Source organism: Sinomonas humi (assembly GCF_000802235.1).
GTDB lineage: Bacteria > Actinomycetota > Actinomycetes > Actinomycetales > Micrococcaceae > Sinomonas > Sinomonas humi.
The window spans coordinates 115,419-136,194 of record NZ_JTDL01000098.1 but is presented as its reverse complement, the minus strand read 5'-3'; the positions used below and the strand labels follow the sequence as shown (position 1 = coordinate 136,194).

Annotated in this window: 18 protein-coding genes; 11 read left to right on the top strand and 7 right to left on the bottom strand. The window is 67.6% G+C overall.

Annotated features, from left to right (window positions below; genetic code table 11):
• Window positions 1-169: 169 nt before the first annotated feature.
• From LK10_RS09090 to LK10_RS09075, 4 genes are all read right to left on the bottom strand, one after another.
• Window positions 170-892 (bottom strand): SDR family NAD(P)-dependent oxidoreductase, encoded by a 723-nt coding sequence (locus LK10_RS09090; RefSeq protein WP_043122702.1) that lies wholly within the window; start codon window positions 890-892, stop codon window positions 170-172.
• A 123-nt stretch (window positions 893-1,015) separates the two neighbouring features.
• On the bottom strand, window positions 1,016-1,684 hold the full coding sequence (locus LK10_RS09085) for an ABC transporter ATP-binding protein (protein WP_043122700.1): 669 nt from the start codon (window positions 1,682-1,684) through the stop codon (window positions 1,016-1,018).
• 104 nt (window positions 1,685-1,788) lie between these two features.
• Window positions 1,789-3,336, bottom strand: a complete 1,548-nt coding sequence (locus LK10_RS09080) for an ABC transporter permease (RefSeq protein ID WP_043122596.1) — start codon at window positions 3,334-3,336, stop codon at window positions 1,789-1,791.
• Window positions 3,337-3,572: 236 nt separating this feature from the next.
• Window positions 3,573-4,601: a LacI family DNA-binding transcriptional regulator gene (locus tag LK10_RS09075; RefSeq protein ID WP_043122593.1), complete on the bottom strand. Its 1,029-nt coding sequence runs from the start codon at window positions 4,599-4,601 to the stop codon at window positions 3,573-3,575.
• Window positions 4,602-4,874: 273 nt separating this feature from the next.
• Here LK10_RS09075 and LK10_RS09070 point away from each other — a divergent pair, with 273 nt between their 5' ends.
• The 7 genes from LK10_RS09070 to LK10_RS09040 all read left to right on the top strand — a co-directional run bounded on the left by LK10_RS09070 (window position 4,875) and on the right by LK10_RS09040 (window position 12,552).
• Entirely contained in the window at window positions 4,875-6,056 is a 1,182-nt protein-coding gene (locus LK10_RS09070; RefSeq protein ID WP_043122589.1) for a Gfo/Idh/MocA family protein, read from the top strand.
• A 2-nt stretch (window positions 6,057-6,058) separates the two neighbouring features.
• The gene (locus tag LK10_RS09065; RefSeq protein WP_043122587.1) at window positions 6,059-7,066 is read left to right on the top strand and encodes a sugar phosphate isomerase/epimerase family protein; all 1,008 of its coding nucleotides are present in this window, start codon (window positions 6,059-6,061) and stop codon (window positions 7,064-7,066) included.
• Window positions 7,067-7,139: 73 nt separating this feature from the next.
• Window positions 7,140-7,838, top strand: a complete 699-nt coding sequence (locus LK10_RS09060; RefSeq protein WP_043122584.1) for a ThuA domain-containing protein — start codon at window positions 7,140-7,142, stop codon at window positions 7,836-7,838.
• Window positions 7,823-8,953, top strand: a complete 1,131-nt coding sequence (locus LK10_RS09055; protein ID WP_043122581.1) for a Gfo/Idh/MocA family protein — start codon at window positions 7,823-7,825, stop codon at window positions 8,951-8,953. The genes LK10_RS09060 and LK10_RS09055 overlap by 16 nt, the downstream gene beginning before the upstream one ends.
• A 340-nt stretch (window positions 8,954-9,293) precedes the next feature.
• Window positions 9,294-10,616: an ABC transporter substrate-binding protein gene (locus tag LK10_RS09050; protein WP_043122578.1), complete on the top strand. Its 1,323-nt coding sequence runs from the start codon at window positions 9,294-9,296 to the stop codon at window positions 10,614-10,616.
• A gap of 74 nt (window positions 10,617-10,690) precedes the next feature.
• On the top strand, window positions 10,691-11,668 hold the full coding sequence (locus tag LK10_RS09045; RefSeq protein ID WP_043122576.1) for a carbohydrate ABC transporter permease: 978 nt from the start codon (window positions 10,691-10,693) through the stop codon (window positions 11,666-11,668).
• Window positions 11,665-12,552, top strand: a complete 888-nt coding sequence (locus tag LK10_RS09040; RefSeq protein WP_052207137.1) for a carbohydrate ABC transporter permease — start codon at window positions 11,665-11,667, stop codon at window positions 12,550-12,552. Before LK10_RS09045 ends, LK10_RS09040 begins: the two co-directional genes overlap by 4 nt.
• 155 nt (window positions 12,553-12,707) lie before the next feature.
• Here LK10_RS09040 and LK10_RS09035 read toward each other — a convergent pair whose 3' ends face one another.
• Both LK10_RS09035 and LK10_RS09030 read right to left on the bottom strand, forming a co-directional pair.
• The gene (locus LK10_RS09035; protein WP_052207136.1) at window positions 12,708-13,502 is read right to left on the bottom strand and encodes a hypothetical protein; all 795 of its coding nucleotides are present in this window, start codon (window positions 13,500-13,502) and stop codon (window positions 12,708-12,710) included.
• Window positions 13,499-14,590: a Gfo/Idh/MocA family protein gene (locus LK10_RS09030; protein ID WP_043122572.1), complete on the bottom strand. Its 1,092-nt coding sequence runs from the start codon at window positions 14,588-14,590 to the stop codon at window positions 13,499-13,501. Before LK10_RS09030 ends, LK10_RS09035 begins: the two co-directional genes overlap by 4 nt.
• Window positions 14,591-14,670: 80 nt before the next feature.
• On the opposite strand from LK10_RS09030, the gene LK10_RS09025 reads away from it, so the two are divergent.
• Window positions 14,671-15,348: a TetR/AcrR family transcriptional regulator gene (locus LK10_RS09025; protein ID WP_081998401.1), complete on the top strand. Its 678-nt coding sequence runs from the start codon at window positions 14,671-14,673 to the stop codon at window positions 15,346-15,348.
• Between the two features lie 98 nt (window positions 15,349-15,446).
• On the opposite strand, the gene LK10_RS09020 is transcribed toward LK10_RS09025, so the two are convergent.
• Entirely contained in the window at window positions 15,447-16,664 is a 1,218-nt protein-coding gene (locus LK10_RS09020) for an ROK family transcriptional regulator (protein ID WP_043122570.1), read from the bottom strand.
• A 109-nt stretch (window positions 16,665-16,773) separates the two neighbouring features.
• Between LK10_RS09020 and xylA the strand changes: the two genes are divergently transcribed.
• From xylA to LK10_RS09005, 3 genes are all read left to right on the top strand, one after another.
• On the top strand, window positions 16,774-17,961 hold the full coding sequence (gene xylA / locus LK10_RS09015; protein WP_043122568.1) for a xylose isomerase: 1,188 nt from the start codon (window positions 16,774-16,776) through the stop codon (window positions 17,959-17,961).
• An 85-nt stretch (window positions 17,962-18,046) separates the two neighbouring features.
• Entirely contained in the window at window positions 18,047-19,510 is a 1,464-nt protein-coding gene (locus LK10_RS09010) for an FGGY family carbohydrate kinase (RefSeq protein ID WP_043122565.1), read from the top strand.
• On the top strand, window positions 19,507-20,751 hold the full coding sequence (locus LK10_RS09005) for a D-arabinono-1,4-lactone oxidase (RefSeq protein ID WP_043122562.1): 1,245 nt from the start codon (window positions 19,507-19,509) through the stop codon (window positions 20,749-20,751). The genes LK10_RS09010 and LK10_RS09005 overlap by 4 nt, the downstream gene beginning before the upstream one ends.
• Window positions 20,752-20,776: the final 25 nt, after the last annotated feature.

The window sequence follows — 20,776 nt, the reverse complement described above, 5'->3', positions numbered from 1 at the left end:
CGACGAGTATGGACTTTTCCCATGGCTGGGCTTATGCGTTTCGGGTACGCGAACTCCCCTCAAAATCCCATCTCGGGTACGCCAACTCACCCCAGAATCCGTCTCGGGTACGCCAACGGGCGGCGACTTCCCTGGAAGTGCCGCCCGCCGTCGTCGTCGGTCTCGCTGCTCACCCCGTGTAGGAGCCGCCGAACCTTGTGGGGAGGAGATCGGCCCGTTCCGCCCCCGAGCGCACGAGATCGAGGATGACCGCTGCGACCTCTTCGGGGGTCTGCGCCTGCGGCCCACCTTCGCGTCTCGCGGGGCCGGAGCCTGCGCGGAGGACTTGGTGGAACTCGGTGGCGGTAATGAAGGGGTAGACGGTTGAGACGGCGATGCCCGAGTCGGCGAACTCCGCCCGGGCGATCGCGGACAGCATGTTGAGCGCGGCCTTCGACGCCGCGTACGCCCCGGTGCCGGGAAAGGGCCGGAGGGTGGTGCCCGAGCTGACGTTGACGATGCTGCCGGCACCCTGTGCCCGCATCGTCGGGAGCACGGCCTGCATCGCGACGAGCGGGGCGACGGTGTTGAGCTCGAGGATGGCGCGGAAGTCCTCGGGATCCACGTCCTCGAGGGGCTCGTGCAGGCCCTGGCCTGCGTTGTTGATGAGAACGTCCACCCGCCCGTACCGCTCGAGAGCCACGTCCACGACGTTCCGGACCTGGGCCGGCTCGGTCACGTCGCATCGCACGGCGATCGCGTCCGCGAGCTGCTCCGCGAGTTCGCTGATCCGCTCGTGCCGCCTCGCCGCGAGGACCAGACGGGCACCCGCCTCGGCAGCCGCGCGCGCCGTCGACGCTCCGATCCCCGAGGAGGCGCCCGTCACGATCATCACCGCGTTGTTCAAGTCCATGTTCCGATCCTTGCGTCCGTCGTGTTCCGCACCTTCCGTCACAAGAGCGTACGACGACGGGTGGCGGCCTCCGCGAAGGAAGCCGCCACCCGTCGTCGTACGCCTTCTGCCGGCGACGCGCCCCTAGTTCTTCTCGGTGAGCTTTCCGCCCGCAATCCGCAGGCGCCGCTCCGCCCGGCGCGCGACCGAGGAGTCGTGCGTGACGAGCACGATCGTGAGGCCCTGACGCCACAGGCCCTCGAAGAGATCCATGATCTCGTCGCGCGTGCCCTCGTCGAGGTTGCCCGTGGGCTCGTCGGCGAGGAGGACCTTCGGCTGCTTGGCGAGCGCGCGCGCGATGGCGACGCGCTGCTGCTGGCCGCCGGACAGCTCGCCTGGGCGGTGACCCGCGCGGTCCGCGAGGCCCACGGAGGCGAGGGCCTGAGTGGCCCGCTCCGCACGTTCGGCCGGCTTGAGGTGCAGCGGCTCGAGGCCCATCTCGACATTCTCCTGAGCCGTGAGGGTCGGGATCAGGTTGAACGACTGGAAGACGAAACCCACCTCGGTCGCGCGGATGTCGGCGAGTTCGCGGTCGCGGAGACGCGAAATCTCGCGCCCCGCAAGCCGAACGACGCCCTCGCTCGGCCGATCGAGCGCACCGAGCATCTGAAGGAGGGTGGACTTTCCGCCGCCAGTCGGGCCCTGGATCGCGACTAGCTGGCCGGCCCCGATCGAAAGCGTCACGCCGTCGAGCGCGCGGACCGTGCGGTCGCGCTGCTTGTACGTCTTGCCGACGTTCTCGAGCTGGAACATGGGGACCTTCGCCGCCTGGCCTTCGGGAGCGGGCGTGACGGCTGGGCTCTGAACGCTGGTCTGTTCCTGCACAGGTTCCTCCGCTGCTTTGTTGTCGATAGTCATCAGGCCAAGCTCCTCAGCGCTTCAGCAGGCTGGAGGCGTGCAGCCCGCCAGCCGCCCACGACCCCCGCGACGAGGCCGCCGAGGATGGCGATGCCGACGGCGATGAGGATGAAGGAAGGCGCGACCGGAGCTCCGAGGGCGACGTGCGTCGCCGAGCTGCCGAGCCCACCACCGCCGCCGAAGCCGCCGCCACCGAAGCCACCGCCACCGCCGAAGCCGCCGCCACCGCCCGCCCCGTTCTGGGCGGCCCGGCCCGCTGCGCCTCCGGCTGCCCGGGCGGCACCGCCAAAGCCGCGCCCCGCGCCGGCGCCAGCCGTGAGCGAGGGGCTCACCATGTTGATGACGACGACGGCGATGAGGCCGACGGCGATGCCGACGACACCACCGATGAGGGACTGGACGAGGGACTCGCCCGCGACCTGCTGGACAATGCGGCCGTTTCGCCAGCCGATGGCCTTGAGCGTGCCGAATTCACGCGTGCGGCGCGAGACGCCGGAGAGCGTGAGGAGCGCCGCGAGCAGGAAGGCCGCGGCCAGGACGGCAACCGAGAGCCACGTGCCGAGGCCCGAGATGAGGCTGGACGCCGTGGAGAGCGAACCCGAAACGTTCGAGGCGAGGTCGGCCTGGGTGTTGATGGTTTGCGACGGGAGGGCCTTCTGGAGGTCCGTCTTGAGGTTCGCGACCTGATCCGAGGACGAGGCCTGGACGTAGACCGTGCTGATCTTGCCGGTCTCGGTCGAGAGGGTCTGGGCGACGTCGAGCGGAATGTACACGTCAGCGGCCGTCTGCGAGTCAGAGCCCGTTGCCGAGACGATGCCGACGATCGTGAAGTTCTGGCCGCCGACGTTGATCGTGCCGCCGAGCGAGAGGTTCGCCGTGGTCGCGTACGAGGAGTCGATCACAGCGTTGTGCTGGCCGACGTCCTGAGTGCCGAGCGCGCGACCCTTCGAGACAGTCGTCGCGGCGAGCGGGCCGACCTTGTCAGCGTTGCCGTCGATGCCGAGGACGCTGAACGAGTCGACGCCGAAGTTGCCGCCGAAGCCGAAGCGGCGTCCCGAGCCGCTCTGCGACTGGCCCGTCTGCGACGGAGCCGTCGGAGCCGCGCCGGTGCTGCCGTTCTGCTGGGCGACCTGCCCGTTGAGCGTGATGTTGGTGAGCGAGAGGGCCGCCGAGGCGGACTGCACACCCGAGGTCTTCTGCACGGTGGCGAGCGACGTCGAAGCGAAGGTCGCCGAACCGCGGCCCGCGATGAGGCGGGACTGGTTGACCGACGTCGAGGAGCCCTGATTATTGTCGGCGCCTCCGTTGAACTGGAATCGCGGCCCCTGTGTGCCGCCTGCGGTGGGCGCTGCGGGAGCCTGGGTGACGGTGATGTCAGTCCCGACTCCGTACACGGTTGCAAGGGCGGCCTTCTGCGCGTCGCGTACGCCAGCCGAGAGGGCGTTGACGACGATGACGAGGGCGATCGCCAATGCCAGGGCGATCGCGATGATGACGGTCTGTTTCCGTCTGCCTGACAGCTCGCGCCGCAGGTACCGAGCAAACATGGGTTCCTCCGTTGCGCGGACCCTCGCCGCGCCTACCGAGAACGTACAGAGGGACCCTATGGGGTGGACGAAAGGATCCTGTGCTCCGGCTGTGTCTGGCGTTTGGCTCGTGCGATGTCGGGGAGTTGGCGTACCCGGAAGGGCTGAGGGAGGGAGTTGGCGTACCCGGAACGGCTGAGGGAGGGAGTTGGCGTACCCGGAACGGCTGAGAGGGGGAGTTGGCGTACCCGAAACGATCAGGCGGGGGCGGGCGCCGTCGACTCCCGGACCACGAGCTGCGTCGCGAGTTCGACGCGGTGGGAGTCGAGCTGCTCGCCGCGTGCCTGTCGCAGGAGGGTCCGCAGGGCGGTCCGGCCCATGTCGTGCAGGGGCTGCGCGACGGAGGTGAGCGCGGGAACGGAATCCTCCGCGAGAGCTGTGCCGTCGAACCCGACAAGGCTGAGCTCTTCCGGCACGTGGATGCGGCGCTGCCGGGCTTCGCGCAGGACGCCGACAGCGATCGCATCGCTGCCAGCGAAGATAGCGGTGGGCCGCTCGTCGAGGGCCAAGAGGCCGGTGAGCCCTTCGACCCCGTCCTCGACGCGGAACCTCCCGTGCCGCACGAGACGAGGATCGACCTCGACGCCCCGGGACATGAGTGCGGAGAAGTAGCCGTGGAGCCTGGCTTGGCTGCACTCGGCGGATTCTGGGCCGCCGAGGTAGGCGATCCGGCGGTGCCCGAGGTCGAGCAGGTGTTCGGCGGCCGCTTTGCCGCCGGCCCAGTTCGTGGCACCGACACTCACGACGTCGGACGGCGGCGGGTTGAGGGGGTCAATGACGACGACGGGGACTCGGCGCCGATGGAAGGCGGCGAGGTGGGACCCGGTGAACGCGGATGTGACGACGATGATGCCGGACCGTTCTTCGTCGACCGTGCGCTGGGCCCTGCGCTCAAGGTCGATGCCTGCAGCGGGCACGCTCCCGGTCACGCTCAGCACCACCTCGACGCCCATGGCGGCGGCCTGCGCGAGGATCCCGTCGAGCAGGGCCGAGGCGTAGTTCGAGTTGATCGCGTCGAAGGCGACCTCGACGACGGCGGTGCGGCGCGTCGTCCTCCGGTGGGCGGGCGACTCGTACCCGGCTTCCTCGAGGGCGGCGAGCACCTTGGCGCGGGTCTCGGCGGCCACGTCCTCGCGCCCGTTGACCACCTTCGAGACCGTCGGAGTCGAAACGCCGGTGAGGCGCGCGATGGCGGCGAGGGTGGGCTTCCTGCCGGTGAGCGTCATGCCGGAGTTCCTGACTTTCGAAAGAATTTCGCTAGGGACAGTGTGCTGGGTCGGCGGCAAGCCGTCAATGCGCCCGCGCACTTTGGTTAAGGCTCTAAACTTTTTCCGCGTGACCCCTTGACCGTGACGCGAGTCACCTCCTAGCGTGAGTGCGAGCGATAACGCTACGAAATATTTCGAAGACCCTCAGCGGGGAGCCGAAATTTTGCAACTGCGACCGTCGGCTGTCCCCGAGCGAATCGGCGGCCAGCCGTCGCGAGAAGGGAGCGGGGCATGACAGAACCAAGACCTCTGCGCGTAGGCATGGTGGGCTACGCATTCATGGGCGCAGCGCACTCACAGGCATGGCGCACGGCGCCGCACTTCTTCGACCTGCCGCTGGCGCCGAAGCTCGCCGCCCTTGCAGGCCGGGACCCCGAGCGGGTGGCGGCGGCTGCAGAGAAGCTGGGCTGGGAGTCGACGGAGACGGACTGGCGCCGGCTGATCGAGCGCGACGACATCGATCTCATCGACATCTGCACCCCCGGCGACACTCACGCGGAGATCGCCATCGCAGCCCTCGAGGCGGGCAAGCACGTGCTGTGCGAGAAGCCGCTTGCGAACTCGGTCGCCGAGGCAGAGCGGATGACGACGGCCGCGGATTCGGCTGCCGCGCGGGGTGCCTTCTCGATGTGTGGGTTCTCCTACCGCCGCACGCCCGCGCTGGCCCTCGCCAAGCAGATCGTGGATTCGGGCGCGCTCGGCCAGATCCGGCATGTGCGGGCCCAGTACCTGCAGGACTGGCTCACGGACGAGAACGCCCCTTTGACGTGGCGGCTCGACAAGACGAAGTCGGGCTCCGGCTCGCTCGGGGACATCGGCGCCCACATCATCGACGCCGCCCAGTGGATCACCGGGCAGGACATTGCGGGGGTTTCGGCGCTGCTTGAGACGTTCGTGAAGGAACGGCCGGTGGGCGGCGACTTCGTTGGCCTGGGCGGGGCAGGCCAAACGGGCGGCCCGAAGGGCCCGGTGACAGTCGACGACGCCGGGATCTTCAGCGCGCGGTTCGACGGCGGTGCGGTGGGCGTCTTCGAGGCGACGAGGTTCGCGCTGGGCCGCAAGAACGCGATGCGGCTCGAGCTCAACGGCTCGAAGGCCTCGCTCGCGTTCGACTTCGAGGACATGAACTCGCTGTGGCTCTACGACGCCGCGCAGGAACCGAACGCCGGCTTCCGCAAGATCCAGGTCACCGAACCCGCGCACCCGTACACGGGCCATTGGTGGCCGGTGGGACACGGGCTCGGGTACGAGCACGCGTTCACCCATCAAGTGGTGGACCTCGTGGAGGCCATCGCGGCAGGGAAGCAGCCCGCGCCGTCGTTCGCGGACGCGCTCCAAGTTCAGCGCGTTCTGGAAGCTGTCGAAGCGAGCGCCGCGGACGAGAGCCGCTGGACAAAAGTAGAAGGAGCATGACCATGGCACCGCGACCGATTACCTTGTTCACCGGCCAGTGGGCCGACCTGCCGTTCGAGGAGGTCGCGCGGCTCGCAGGGGAGTGGGGTTTCGACGGGCTCGAGATCGCCTGCTGGGGCGACCACCTCGACCCGGTCCGTGCAGCCGAGGACGACGACTACGTCCAGGACCGGCTCGACATCCTCAAGCGCAACGGGCTCAAGGTTTTCGCGATCGCGAACCACCTCACGGGCCAAGCCGTGTGCGATGACCCGATCGACGAGCGGCACCGCGGCATCCTTTCCGACGAGGTCTGGGGCGACGGCGACCCGGAGGGCGTGCGGGGACGCGCGGCCGAGGTGATGAAGGCGACGGCGCGGGCCGCGGCGCGGCTCGGCGTCAAGACGGTCACCGGGTTCACGGGCTCCGCGATCTGGAAGACGGTGGCGATGTTCCCGCCGGTTCCGGACGGGATGATCGATGCCGGGTACCAGGATTTCGCGGATCGGTGGAACCCGATCATGGACGTCTTCGACGAGGTCGGGGTCCGGTTCGCGCTCGAGGTGCATCCGTCCGAGATCGCGTACGACTACTGGACCGCGAAGCGCACGCTCGAGGCCATGGCGGACCGGGAGAGCTTCGGGCTCAACTTCGACCCCTCGCACTTCATCTGGCAGGACCTCGACCCCGTGATGTTCCTTCAGGACTTCGCGGGGAAAATCTTCCACGTGCATGTCAAGGAGTCCATCCGACAGCTCAACGGGCGCAACGGTCGGCTCGGTTCCCACCTCGCGTGGGCGGACCCTCGCCGCGGATGGGACTTCGTGACGGCCGGCCACGGCCACGTGCAGTGGGAACCCATCTTCCGCACGCTCAACGCGATCGGCTACGAGGGGCCCACGAGCATCGAGTGGGAGGACGCCGGGATGGACCGCCTCATCGGGGCGCCCCAGGCACTCGCGCTCGTCAAGCAGCTCGCCCAGATCTCCCCGCCCGCCGCGGCCTTCGACGCAGCTTTCAGCAGCCGGTGACGGTCGGCGCCCAAGCGCGCACCCGCCGTCGTAAGCAGCCGACTGGAACGACAGAACCAAGCAAAGGACATCAGTGACAAGCAGCAAGAAGGCGCTCGTGGTGCGAGGGGGTTGGGACGGGCATCAGCCGGTGGAGGCCACGGAGCTGTTCATTCCGTACCTGAAAGACCACGGCTACGAAGTGCGGGTCGAGGAATCCCCCAAGGTCTACGCCGACGCCGAGTACATGGCCACCGTGGACCTCGTGGTCCAGTGCATGACGATGTCCACGATCGAGAAGGACGAGTTCGAGGGCCTGCGGACCGCGGTGGAGAACGGGACGGGCCTTGCGGGCTGGCACGGCGGGATCGCGGACTCGTACCGGAATACCTCGGACTACCTCCACCTGATCGGCGGCCAGTTCGCGTGCCATCCGGGCAAGCATCCGGACGAGCGGGTCGGTGAGCAGTCGGACAACTACGTCCCGTACACGGTGAACATGCTCCCGGCCGCAGCCTCGCACCCGATCACAGAGGGGATCGGCGATTTCGGGCTCGTGACCGAGCAGTACTGGGTCCTGGCGGATGACTACATCGACGTCCTGGCCACCACGACGCAGAAGGTGCGCGAATGGGATCCGTGGCACCGCGAGGTCACCTCGCCTGCCATCTGGACCCGCGAGTGGGGCAAGGGCCGGATCTTCGTCTGCACGCCAGGCCACCGGGTCGAGGTGCTCGAGGATCCGAACGTACGCACCATCATCGAAAGGGGCCTGCTGTGGGCGAGCCGGTGAACAGGGAGAAGCCGCTGAGGGTCGGCATCATCGGCTGCGGGAAGATCGTGGCCCAGTACCTCGAGAGCTTCCGCCGGCTCCAGGACGTGCAGCTGACGGCGGTGGCGGACATCGACATGGAGCGGGCCAACGCGGTGGCCGCGGAGTGGAACGACGGCGGCGCGGGCGAGGGCGGTGTGCGCGCGGTGGGTGTCGAGGAACTCCTGGCCGCACCCGATGTCGACCTGGTCCTGAACCTGACGATCCCGGCCGCGCATGCCGAGGTCGCCCTCGCGGCGATCGCCGCTGGCAAGGCGGTGTACGGCGAGAAGCCCCTGGCTGCGACGACGGCGGAGGCGCGCCGGGTGCTGGACGCGGCGCGGGAGGCTGGCGTCGTCGTCGGCTGCGCGCCGGACACCGTGCTCGGCACGGGCATCCAGACCGCGCGGAAGGCGATCGACGACGGGCTCATCGGCGCTCCCGTCGCGGCGACGGCGACGATGGTCACTCCGGGGCACGAACGCTGGCACCCGAATCCGGACTTCTACTACCTGCCCGGCGGCGGCCCGCTGCTGGACATGGGGCCGTACTACGTGACGGCCCTGGTGACGCTGCTCGGGCCCGTGGTCTCCGTGATCGGGGCGGCGAGCCATACGCGCGCCGAGAGGGTGATCGGATCCGGGCCGCGCGAGGGGGAGAGGATCCCCGTCGAGATCGACACGCACGTCACCGGTGTCCTCGTGCACGAGTCGGGGGTGCTCTCGACGCTCGTGATGAGCTTCGACGCCGTCGCGACGCACTCTTCCAACATCGAGGTCCACGGGCCGCAGGGGACCCTCGCAGTGCCGGACCCGAATCACTTCGACGGCGAGACCCGTCTGTTCCGCCTCGGCGGGTCGGAGTGGGAGACGCTGCCCGTCTCGGCCGGGTACGTCGGCTCTGGCCGCGGCTACGGCATCGCGGACCTCGCCTCGACCCCCGAGGGCCAGGAGCCGCGCGCGGGGGGCCTGCTGGCGTTCCACGCCCTCGATGTCATGGAGTCCCTTCTGGACTCGGCGCACAGCGGGAAATCGGTCGCGGTGACCAGCCGTGCCGAACGCCCCAGTGCCGTACCGCTTACGAGTCAGGAGGGCTGAATCACCATGTGATTGACCCTTTGGCATGTGAACTTCTCATCTTTTGCTTGCGCATCGTCAAAAGTCCTTCTAGGCTCTCTGTGAAGCAGCTCACAAGCCGCCTCCTTCCTCATCGGCAGGAAACGTCTCTCCATAGCCTCTTAGGTCCAACTCGATGCCGAACCAACCGGCTGAAAGGTGCAGAGCCCACGGGATCCTAAACAACTGGTTCTGATCAGCAGGAAAGGCCGGCCCCGTATTCGGCTCTTTCTCAAGACAGCGTAACGAAGCGCGTTTTATCTCAATGAAGAGTATGTAATCTGCGGCCTCGGCTGCTGATTTCCATTCGAAGGAGTCATCAATGGCTAATTCATTCACCGGCTCGAACTTCAGCCGCCGCGGCTTCCTCGGCCTCGCCGGCGCGGCCGCGTCGATCCCGCTCTTGGCTGCGTGCACCGGAGGGTCCAGCAGCGGAGGCGGCAGCAGCAAGACGCTCAAGTTCTGGAACATGCCGTGGGGCAACACAGCCTTCAACCCGCTCGACAAGAAGATCACTGAGGCCTACAAGCCAGCGAACGGTCTGCCGGCGGCCACCTACCAGGAAATCCAGTGGGCGAACTTCACCCAGACGTTCTCCTCTGCGGTCGCCTCCAACACCGGCCCGGCTGTGAGCTCCGGTGGTGGTACGCAGGCGTTCCAGTTCGAGTCGCAGGGCGCTATCGCGTACGCGGACAATCTGCTGAACAGCTGGAAGAACAACGGGCTGTACAACGACTTCCTGCCCGGCCTGCTCGACGCGATGAAGGTCCCGAAGGGCTACGCGGCTGTTCCGTACAACCTCGACATGCGTGTTCTGTGGTACAGCAAGTCGCTCCTTTCCCAGGCCGGGGCGAGCGTGCCGACCGACTGGCAGTCGTTCCTCGACACGTGCGCGGCGCTCAAGAAGATCGGCGTCTACGGCTACGGCACGAGCGCGGGTGCGGGCAGCTACACGGGCGGCCACATCCTGGTGAGCTGGATGATCAACAACGGCGGCGGCCTGTTTGATTCGAACCAGCAGCCGAACTGTGTCACGCAGGAGAACATCGATGCGATGAACTTCGTGCTCGAGTGCGTGAGCAAGGGCTACGTCGACCCGGCCAGCCCCACCTACACGAGCGCGAACGCCCAGTCGCAGTGGAAGGCGAAGAAGTTCGGCATGGGCTTCGACACCGCCGGTCTTGCGCAGAACGTGGGTGGCGATGCGCTCAACGACCTGGTGGTCGGCAGCCCGCTCACGAGCCCCAACGGGAAGAAGGGTGCCCTGTACTTCCCGAACAACATCATGATGTACAAGAACACCCCGAGCCAGCAGGGCTCCGAGGCGTTCCTCACGTACTACTACCAGAACATGAGCCCGCTGTGGACGCAGGCCACCGGCATCGGGCTGCCGCCGCTCAAGTCGATCACCCAGACGAAGGAGTTTCAGGCGAACGCCAACAACGTCAAGGTCATCAATGAGTGGCAGCCGATCTCGAAGACGTGGGCGGCACCGGGCGGCACGGCGCTGTTCCTCGGCGTCACGACCGTTGACGGTACCCCGGCAATGGACACGTTCACCCAGTCCATCCTGGGTGGCAAGACCGACGCCAAGACGGCGCTGACGACTCTCCAGAACACCATCAAGGCGAACATGAAGTCGTAGCCCGAAGGAGCGGGTTCCCCGGGAATTTCTCGGGGAACCCGCCCGGCCCACCGTCGCCAGAAAAGAGAGAAGCAATGTCGACAGACTCCATCGCCGACCAAATGGGCCCCGCAAAGCGCGGTGTCGGTGTCGCCGGCAGCGGCCGCTCGGCCGGGCCAAGAAAGAAGAATACGCGAGTTCGCGCTAAAGCCTGGACCTATATTATCTTCACGGCCCCGGCCCTTATTCTCCTGCTGCTGATCAACCTTTACCCGGTGATCTACGCGGCCTACCAGTCGCTGCGAAACGGCACCCTCATCCAAGGCGGGGATTTCGTCGGCTTCGCCAATTACATCAATACCCTCATCTCGGGGAACCTGACTCCCGCCTTCTGGCAGGCGGCACTGTTCACGCTCATCTTCACCCTGGTCGGTGTGTTCGGCAGCTGGGTGATCGGCCTTGTACTGGCGCTGCTGCTCAGAACGCGGATCCCCGCGGGCGGCGTGTTCAAGGTCCTTCTGCTGCTGCCGTGGATCGTCCCCGTCGTGGTCTCGGCCTTCTCCTGGAACTGGCTCGTGGCGACTCCGCAGAGCCCCTTCCCGATGCTCGCCCAGGCCCTCGGACTCGGCAACGTGCTCTTCCTGGCGAACCCGACCCTCGCCAAGATCACGGTCTGCGTCTTCAAGGTCTGGATCAGCTTCCCCTTCATGATGATGATGATGAGCTCCGCGCTCGCCTCCGTTGACAACAACGTCTACGAGGCCGCCAGAGTCGACGGGGCTGGGAGCTGGCAGACGTTCAGCCAGATCACGCTTCCGCTGATCTCACGCTCGACCTACATCAGCTGGATCCTGATGACCATCTTCTGCGTCAACGACTTCCCGACCATCTTCCTGCTGACCGGCGGCGGCCCCGTGGGCTCCACGACGTCGCTTGTCGTCCTCGCCTACCGCACGGTGTTCGAGAACTTCCAGGTTGGGCCGGGCGTCGCGATCGCCTTCATGACCACCATCGTCCTGATCGTGGTCTCCGTGATTCTCTATCGTCAGATTCGAAAGGCGAGCGTCGAATGACAGTCGAAACCGTACGCGCGTCGGCTCAGTCGACCCCACGCGGGCGCAACGCCTCAAGGCGCCGGCTCGAGGAAGCCGGGATGCGCGGGCGCTGGTGGCGCTTCCTGCTCATCCTGATCATCACCGCCGTCGTCCTCGTGCCGATCGTGGCCATCTTCTTCCTCTCACTGCAGCCCTCGCTCGGCAGCACGAGCACCTCGGCGTTCACGTTCGAGAACTTCACGAACGTGTTCACCCAGACGGGCGTGCTGACGTGGCTGGACAACAGCCTGCTGGTGACCGTCGTGACCGTCATCGTCTCGGTCGTGGTCGCCGCACCGGCGGGGTACGTCCTCTCTCGGGGCCGCAACAAGCTGGTCTCCGGATTCTCCCTCGTGCTGTTCATCGTGCAGTCGCTGCCGGTGGTCACCGCCGTCATCCCGCTGTTCATCCTGTTCGCCCAGCTCGGACTCGTAGACAACCTGACCGGCGTCATGATCATCTACGTCGGTTCCACGATGTCCGTCGCGATCTGGATGATGGCGGCCTACTACGACTCCATTCCGATCGCACTCGAGGAGGCCGCCTGGATCGACGGCGCCTCGGTGTTCGGCGGCTTCACCCGAGTGGTGCTGCGCAACTCGCTCCCCGGGATCCTCTCGACGGCGGTGTTCGCCTTCCTGCTCGCCTGGAACGACTACCTCGTGGCACTCGTGTTCCTGCGCTCCGACGCGAACTACACGTTCCCTGTCGGCCTCGAGACGTTCTTCCAGCAGAACGCCACCGACTGGGGCCCAGTCTCCGCTTGCGCGGTGGTCATGATGCTCCCGCCGATCATCCTGTTCTCCGTGCTGAACAAGTACTTCAGCGTGGGCGGCATTGGCGGGTCGCTCGCCGGGCGGTGACGCCGTCACGCCAGACGCTTTAGGTACGCACAAGAGAGCGGCTCCCCGCTGGAAGGCGGGGAGCCGCTCTCATGTGCTTTCTGCCGAGGTCTGGCGGGCTAGCGCTCGACCGTGCAGCTAGCGTTCGACGGCGCAGCTAGCGTTCGACGGCGCAGCTAGCGTTCGACGGCGAGAGCGGCGTCGTCGGCGAAGGCGGCAAGGTCTTCGCAGGCCTGCCCAGCGTCGGCGAGGGTATGAAGCCGTCGCCATGCCGCGCGATGCGAGGTCTCCCACAGGGTCGGCAGGAGGGTCGCTCCTTCCGGCCCGGAGACCGTGACTTTGCCCGGGGCCGCCGTCCCGGCGCCGGGCAGCGTGAGCGTCACTGCCGTCTTGGGCTTGATCATGCGCAGGGCTGCCGATCCAGGAATCGCATCCGTGAGGATCGCCGCGAGGCTTGCCCGGGCGCCGCTGACGAGCGTCGCGAGCGCGTCGTAGCCATGGCGGTTCCGCCTCGCGTAAGTGAGGCTTGCCACTGGACCGACAGCCGCGCGAATCAGGGCGAGCTGCGCGAGCAGCACTTGCTCGAGGTCCGCTCCCACGCGGGCGTTGACGCGCGCCTCGAGGAGGCTGTTCTCGTCGTCGAGCGAGGCGAAGTGCGGCGCCGCGGCGGCAACTGCCGGGTTGTGCGCCCATTCCGTGTCGATGACGACGGGCACTCCCAAGGTGTCCGCCCGCTTCTTCAGGCTGGCAACGTCGGCTGCGCAAGGCTCGATGATCATGAGACCTCGCGCACCGGAGGCAATGGCTCCAAGGGCGGACTCGGTCCAGCCCGGTGTGCCCGCGATCGCTACCAACGCCGAAGCCTCGGCATCGGAAAGGTGGAGCGAAACCGGCAGGGAAGCTACGACCTGATGAACATCGCCCTTGGCGTCCGCTTCGGGCGAGGACGTGACGGTGAGCTGCTGGGTCATACGGATGCCTCTTTCTGGGGAGCTGTGGTGGCCTTGGGAGCTGTGGTGGCGCGGACGGCAGCGGAGGCCGTGTCCGCCACTTCGAGGGCGAAGGTGAGGTCGTGGATGAGTTCGGTCACGTCCAGGGGCTGCGCTTTCCCCTTGGCCAGATCGGCGAGAAAGCGCCACTCCGCTTCATAGCCGTTGAAGGGGTACGGGCCGTACACCTCGGATTTGCCGCCGCGGCTGATCGTCGCCGTTGCCGAACCTGCTTGCACGTAGGAGGGCGTGAAGTCGATGCGGAGTGCTGCATCGTCACCGATCGCCTCGAAGATCCACTCGGGCTCCCAGCTTTGGGTGTTGATGCCGAAGACCTGCACATTCCGGTCGCCGATCCGGAGGTTGAGGAGGTACCCAGAGGGGTCGGGGACCTCGCACGAAAGGACGTGGAGGTCCGTGAAGTCCGGGCAGAAAGCGCGTACGAGGGGCAGGTCGTGGATTGCCAGGCCCATGATGCCGCCCCGAACCATCCCCGCCGCCACCTCCGGGTCGCGCCGATCCCGCGGCTGCGATTCGGGGCGCGTGATGACTTCCGTAGCGAAGTCTTCGAAGCGCGGATTGGGCGGGAGGACGATCGAATAGCGGATGGTGTGAGCTGTCTGGACCAGATCGCCCCAGTGCTCCTTCGCGGCTAGCCATCCCGGATCGAACGTGTGCATCGCGCCCACGATGATCGGCACGCCGGTCTCCTGTGAGACGGCCGCGATCTGCTCCGCTTCCGCTTGGCTCATTGCGAAGGGCTTCTCGCAGAGGATTGCCTGCTTCCCTGCACGGCAGGCTGCAATCACCTGCTCAGCATGGAACTGGTGGGGGCTGCAGACCACGACGATCTGTACTGACTCGTCTGCGAGCAGTTCGTCCATGCTCGTGGTCCAACCGGCTCCCACCCTTCCGGCCACGGACTCTGCGATCTTGGGATCGACGTCCATGACCTTCGCGACGTGGAAGACATCGCGGATCCGGGAGAGGGTTGGGAGGTGGATGGCCTGCGTGACTGGCCCGGCACCGAGGATGCCGACGCCCAACGTGGAAGTGCTAGAGTTTTCCATGTTCTAAAAGGTATGTAGGAATTTACCTTTAGCACAAGGGGTCGGCTTCCAGCTCTCCCTCCGGAGGTAGGCTCCAAGGCATGACGTCGCCCTCCCCGAAGCCCGGGGGCCCTTCTGAGCTCAGCCCTCCGGACCCCCGCAAGCGCAGCCCCCGGGGCCCTTATAAGAAGGGAATCGAGCGCCGCCGCGAGGTTGTCGCGGAGGCGATGGAGGTCTTCGGGCAGCACGGCTTCAAGGGCGGCACCCTCCAGCAGGTGGCCGAGCGCGTGGGCCTGACCCCGGCTGCGATCATCAAGCTGTTCGGCAGCAAGGAGGGGTTGCTTATCGCCGTCCTCGAGCATTGGGATGTGGTGACCTCGGAGGTCATGGGTTCCCCAAACCGCGGCTACGAGTTCTTGGAGGCTTTCAAGAAGCTCATGCGCTACCACACCCAACACCGCGGGCTCCTCGAGCTCTACACGACGATGGCGGCAGAGGCCACTTCCGCAGACCATCCGGCCCACGAGTTCATGACCCGGCGCTACGCGGCAACCCTCGACACGATGCGCCAACTCTTCCGCGATGCGATCGAGGACCGATACTTCCGTCCGATGGCCGAGGACGAGATCGAGGGTGAAGCCGAGTGCCTGCTCGCGACTATGGATGGCCTCGAGATTCAGTTCCTCCTCAACCCGTCCTTCGACCTCGAGCGCTCCTTCGCGGCCTTTCTCGATCGTCTGGTCGCGCGCCTCTCCCTCGACCGGCCGGATGGCTCCTGAGACGCCCTTCCCCGCAATCGGCGCCCTTCCCCGCTGATACGCGGCTGCCCGACCGCGCATAAGCGGGGAAGCCGCGCATATAGCGAAGCGAGGCGGCCCTACCCCAGCAGCGCGTATGGTGCCGCGAGTGCGCGCCGCACCGCCGCCCCGGCGGCGCCGCGGAGGGCCGCCGTCGTGCCCAGCTCGGAGAAGGCGACGGCATCGGAGGCAACGGCCCCAGGGGCAAAGGACCGGAGGCTCGCGAGCAGGGCTGGCCGAATCCAGGTCGCCAGGGCCGCGAAATGACCACCGAGCACCACGGCAGAGAGATCGATGAGTCGGGCCGCGGAGACGACGGCGATGCCGAGGTAGTGCCCTGCGCGTTCGACGGCGCTGATCGCCTGGGCGTCCCCCGCCTCAAGGGCCGCTTGCAGCGCCGCCATGCGCGCCGCCGTCGTGCTTCCGCCGTTCGTGATGCCCGCGGCGGCGAGAATCGCTTCTTGGCCCGCGACTGTCTCAAGGCACCCGCGCCCACCGCAGGAGCACTGACTTCCGGTGGGTTCGACGACGACGTGCCCTACCTCGCCCGCGTGTCCGCCCGGGCCGGCGAACAACTCGGATCCCATCACGAGCCCGCCGCCCACGCCAACCTCACCTGAGACGTAGAGGTACGAGCCGAGGGCTGCCCCGTGGCCGTACCAGAGTTCGGCGAGGGCCGCGCTGTCCGCCTCGTTGGAGAGAACGACGCCGAACGGTGCCTCGGGGACCAGCTCGGCCAGTGCGGCGGAGAGGTCCGCGTCGCGCCAGCCCAGATTCGGAGCACTGAGGACTACGCCCCTTGAAGGGTCCACGAGGCCCGGCACGGCGAGGCCCCCGCCGAGGAGCGTCACCCCGGCGTCGGCGGCCGCGGAGACGCAGCGGCCGACGAGCCGAGAGAGTTCCGCGACGACAGCTTCCGGCTCCCTCCCGCGATTCACGGCTTCCGCAACCTCGTGGAAGCGAAGCGCGCCGTGGAGGTCGACGACGCCGACCGCGAGGTAATCGACGTTGACCTCCGCGCCGAGGGCCCCACGCTGGGCGTCGAGTGCGAGGCCGACGCCGGGACGTCCGCGCTCGCCGGCACGGGTGAGGCCGACTTCCGCGACGAGACCTGTCTCGAGGAGTTCGGAGACGAGGCTTGAGACAGAAGCCTTGGTCAGACCGGTCGAGGCAGCGATGTCGGCGCGCGTCGCGAGGCTCTCGGGGCCGATGCTGCCGAGAACCAGCGCGAGATTGCGGCGCCGGACGTCGCCGACGCGACCCGGCGCCATGGTTGCCCCGCCGTCATGCTCGCGCATGCTCCTCCTTCATCGAAAACCATTGACCAAGTTCACCACGACCCATATAGTTCAGAACACATACTAATTCTTCTTCCGCCCCGAAACCTAGTCCAATGAGGTGCCTGACATGACGTTCACCCCCACCCCCGCTGACAAGTTCACCTTCGGTCTCTGGACCGTCGGCTGGACCGGAAACGATCCGTTCGGCGTTCCCACGCGCTCGGACGTCGACCCGGTCGAAGCCGTCCACAAGCTCTCCGAGTTCGGCGCCTACGGCATCACGTTCCACGACAACGACCTCATCCCGTTCGGTGCGAGCGCCAACGAGCGCGACCTCATCCTCAAGCGCTTCCGCTCCGCCCTCGAGGAGACGGGCCTCAAGGTCCCCATGGTCACGACCAACCTCTTCAGCCACCCTGTCTTCAAGGACGGCGGCTTCACGTCCAACGACCGCTCGGTGCGCCGCTTCGCCCTCGCGAAGGTCCTCCACAACATCGACCTGGCCGCCGAGCTCGGCGCCGAGACCTTCGTCATGTGGGGCGGCCGCGAAGGTGCGGAGTACGACGGCTCGAAGGACATCAACGCGGCTCTCGACCGCTACCGCGAGGGCGTGGACACCGCCGCCGCGTACATCAAGGACAAGGGCTACGGCCTCCGCATCGCCCTCGAGCCCAAGCCCAACGAGCCGCGCGGCGACATCCTCCTCCCGACCGTCGGACACGGCCTCGCGTTCATCGCGCAGCTCGAGAACGGCGACATCGTCGGCCTCAACCCCGAGGTGGGCCACGAGCAGATGGCCGGCCTCAACTTCACGCACGGCATCGCGCAGGCGCTGTGGGCAGGCAAGCTGTTCCACATCGACCTCAACGGCCAGCGCAGCATCAAGTACGATCAGGACCTCGTCTTCGGCCACGGCGACCTCACGAGCGCGTTCTTCACGGTCGACCTGCTCGAGAACGGCTTCCCGAACGGCGGCCCCCGTTACGAGGGCCCGCGCCACTTCGACTACAAGCCGTCCCGCACCGACGGGTACGACGGCGTGTGGGAGTCCGCGAAGGCGAACATGCGCATGTACCTCATCCTCAAGGAGCGGGCGACTGCATTCCGCGCCGATCCCGAGGTCCAGGAGGCCCTGCGCACCTCCGGCGTCTTCGAGCTGGGCGAGCCGACCCTCGCCGCTGGAGAGACGACGGCGGACCTGCTCGCCGATGCGTCGGCGTTCGAGTCCTTCGACACCCAGAAGGCCGCCGAGCGCTCGTACGCGTTCATCCGGCTCAACCAGCTCGCGCTCGAGCACCTCACGGGCGCGCGCTGACCCGACTGAGCTGACCCGCTCGCCCCACCACCCCGCCGGACAAACTCACCGCCGGACCTACACCGCCGCCTTGGAGGACGCGAACATGCCACTCGTAGCTGGAGTCGACAGCTCCACGCAATCCTGCAAGGTCGTGGTCCGCGACGCCGAGACCGGAGCGCTCGTGCGCTTCGGCTCGGCGCCGCACCCCGCGGGAACCGAGGTCCACCCGGACGCATGGTGGGAAGCCCTCACAGCGGCCATTACGGCTGCGGGGGGGATTGAGGACGTCGCCGCGATCTCCGTCGGAGGCCAGCAGCACGGCATGGTCTGCCTCGATGCGGACGGCGAGGTGGTGCGCCCCGCGCTGCTCTGGAACGACACGCGCTCGGCGGCCGCTGCGGCTGCACTGATCAAGGAGGCAGGCGCAGGGGAGACCGCGGCCGGGGACTCCGCAGCCGGCGCCCGCTGGTGGGCCGAGACCACGGGAACGGTTCCGGTCGCCTCGATCACTGCGACCAAGCTGCGCTGGCTCGCAGAGAACGAGCCGGAGAAGGCGGCTCGAACGGCAGCGGTGTGCCTCCCGCACGACTGGCTCATGTGGCGCCTCGGCGGGTATGGGCCCAGGAGCGAGGGATTCGACCCTGGCCTGAGCGCCCTCGCGACCGACCGCTCGGACGCATCGGGCACCGGCTACTTCTCGCCCATAACCGGCGAGTACCTTCCGGAGGTCCTCGAGCGGACGCTCGGCCACGTTCCGGTGCTTCCGAGGGTCCTCGGCCCGCTCGAGGCGGCGGGCAAGACCCCCGGCGGCGCGATCATCGCTCCCGGCGCCGGCGACAACGCCGGAGCCGGGCTGGGCGTCGGCGCCTCGGTAGGCGACGTCGTCGTCTCGATCGGCACCTCGGGGACCGTTTTCGCGGTCGCCGACCGCCCGACGTCGGACGCCACCGGGCTCGTTGCCGGCTTCGCGGACGCGACCGGCCACTACCTCCCGCTAGCCTGCACGCTCAACGCATCCCGGGTGCTCGACGCGACCGCCGTGCTCCTCGGCGTGACGCTGCCCGAACTCACGGCGCTCGCGCTCTCGGCTCCCATCGGGGCCGACGGACTCACCCTTGTGCCGTACTTCGAGGGCGAACGCACCCCCAACCTCCCGGACGCGACCGGCTCGCTGCACGGGATCACGCTCCGGAACTACACGCCCGCCAACCTTGCGCGGGCGGCAGTCGAGGGGATCGTGTGCTCCCTTGCCGACGGCCTCGCGGCGCTCACCTCGCTCGGCGTCGCCGCCGAGCGCGTCATTCTGGTGGGTGGGGCCGCTCGCTCCGAAGCGATTCAGCAGGCGATTGCCGGGATCTTCGGGCTGCCTGTGCTCGTACCCGAGCCGGGGGAGTACGTGGCCGACGGCGCCGCGCGGCAGGCGGCTGGCGTCCTCCTAGGCGCGTTCCCCCAGTGGGAGAATTCCGGCACGACGACGATCGATGACGGCGGTTCTGCCGCTCACGAAGCCGTTCTGGTTCGCTACCGCGCGGCCACCGCGACCGTTTATCCGAAGGGACTGCAGTGAAGAACTGGGCTGGGAATCTGGAGTACTCGTCGGGCTCGGTGGAGCGGCCGGAGTCCGTGGATGAGCTTTCGGCGCTAGTGGGCTCTGCCGAGCGCGTCAAGGCGCTGGGCTCGCGGCACTGCTTCAATGACGTCGCTGACACGGAGGGCGTGCAGGTCGTTCTGGACCGGCTGCCGGGCGGCGTCGAGGTCGACTCGGAGCGGCGCGTGGCCAGGGTTTCAGGAGGAATCACCTACGGGGATCTCGGTCTCGCGCTCGAGTCCCAGGGTTGGGCGCTGCACAACATGGCCTCGCTCCCGCACATCTCCGTGGCAGGCGCGGTGCAGACGGGCACACATGGCTCGGGCATCTCGAACCGGGCGCTGTCCTCGGCCGTGAAGGCCGTCGAGTTCGTTCGCGCGTCTGGGGAGGTGGACCGGCTCGAGGAGGGCGACGGCGACGAATTCTTCGGCAGCATTGTGGGCCTCGGTGCGCTCGGGATCGTGACGGCGCTCGAGCTCGCGGTGGAACCGACGTACAAGGTTCGGCAGCAGGTCTACGAGGATCTGCCGTGGGACACCGTGCTGGCCGACTACGACGCGGTGGCCGGTGACGGCTACAGCGTTTCGCTGTTCACCGACTATGCCGGTGACGCTGTGCCCCAGGTCTGGCGCAAGGTGCGCCTCGACGTCGAATCCGGGCCCGCGCCGTCGTCATTCCACGGTGCCAAGCCTGCAATGCGGCCGCGGCACCCCTTGCCCGAGATGGACGCCGTGAACTGCACGCAGCAGCTCGACGTCCCGGGGCCATGGCTTGATCGCCTCCCGCATTTCCGGCACGAGTTCACGCCGAGCGCCGGCGATGAGCTGCAGACCGAGTACCTGCTCCCGCGTGCTCACGCCGCCTCGGCGTTCGAGGCCGTACGCGCCCTCGCGGGGAAGTTTGCGCCGCTCCTCTTTGTCTCCGAGGTGCGGACCGTCGCGGCGGACGAGTTCTGGCTCAGCCCCGCGTACCGCCAGGACAGCGTGGCGCTTCACTTCACGTGGCGGCTCATGCAGGCAGAGGTCGAGGCGTTCCTGCCCGAGCTCGAGGCGGCGCTGGCTCCGTTCGGCGCGCGGCCGCACTGGGGGAAGGTGTTCTCGGTGGCGCCCGCCGATATCGCTGCCCTGTATCCGCGGTTCGCCGACTTCCGGGAGCTCGTCGCGAAGCGCGACCCGGAGGGCAAGTTCCGCAATCGGTACCTTGACCGCCTCCTCCCCTAATTCGTTTCGGGTACGGATACTCCCC

Bases quoted from the DNA above. Each gene is read 5' to 3' on its own strand.
- LK10_RS09030 (WP_043122572.1), bottom strand. From the start codon at position 14,590: ATGGAAAACTCTAGCACTTCCACGTTGGGCGTCGGCATCCTCGGTGCC.
- LK10_RS09090 (WP_043122702.1), bottom strand. From the start codon at position 892: ATGGACTTGAACAACGCGGTGATGATCGTGACGGGCGCCTCCTCGGGG.
- LK10_RS09010 (WP_043122565.1), top strand. From the start codon at position 18,047: ATGCCACTCGTAGCTGGAGTCGACAGCTCCACGCAATCCTGCAAGGTC.
- LK10_RS09075 (WP_043122593.1), bottom strand. From the start codon at position 4,601: ATGACGCTCACCGGCAGGAAGCCCACCCTCGCCGCCATCGCGCGCCTC.
- xylA (WP_043122568.1), top strand. From the start codon at position 16,774: ATGACGTTCACCCCCACCCCCGCTGACAAGTTCACCTTCGGTCTCTGG.
- LK10_RS09050 (WP_043122578.1), top strand. From the start codon at position 9,294: ATGGCTAATTCATTCACCGGCTCGAACTTCAGCCGCCGCGGCTTCCTC.
- LK10_RS09085 (WP_043122700.1), bottom strand. From the start codon at position 1,684: ATGTTCCAGCTCGAGAACGTCGGCAAGACGTACAAGCAGCGCGACCGC.
- LK10_RS09040 (WP_052207137.1), top strand. From the start codon at position 11,665: ATGACAGTCGAAACCGTACGCGCGTCGGCTCAGTCGACCCCACGCGGG.
- LK10_RS09080 (WP_043122596.1), bottom strand. From the start codon at position 3,336: ATGTTTGCTCGGTACCTGCGGCGCGAGCTGTCAGGCAGACGGAAACAG.
- LK10_RS09045 (WP_043122576.1), top strand. From the start codon at position 10,691: ATGTCGACAGACTCCATCGCCGACCAAATGGGCCCCGCAAAGCGCGGT.
- LK10_RS09025 (WP_081998401.1), top strand. From the start codon at position 14,671: ATGACGTCGCCCTCCCCGAAGCCCGGGGGCCCTTCTGAGCTCAGCCCT.
- LK10_RS09035 (WP_052207136.1), bottom strand. From the start codon at position 13,502: ATGACCCAGCAGCTCACCGTCACGTCCTCGCCCGAAGCGGACGCCAAG.
- LK10_RS09020 (WP_043122570.1), bottom strand. From the start codon at position 16,664: ATGCGCGAGCATGACGGCGGGGCAACCATGGCGCCGGGTCGCGTCGGC.
- LK10_RS09070 (WP_043122589.1), top strand. From the start codon at position 4,875: ATGACAGAACCAAGACCTCTGCGCGTAGGCATGGTGGGCTACGCATTC.
- LK10_RS09065 (WP_043122587.1), top strand. From the start codon at position 6,059: ATGGCACCGCGACCGATTACCTTGTTCACCGGCCAGTGGGCCGACCTG.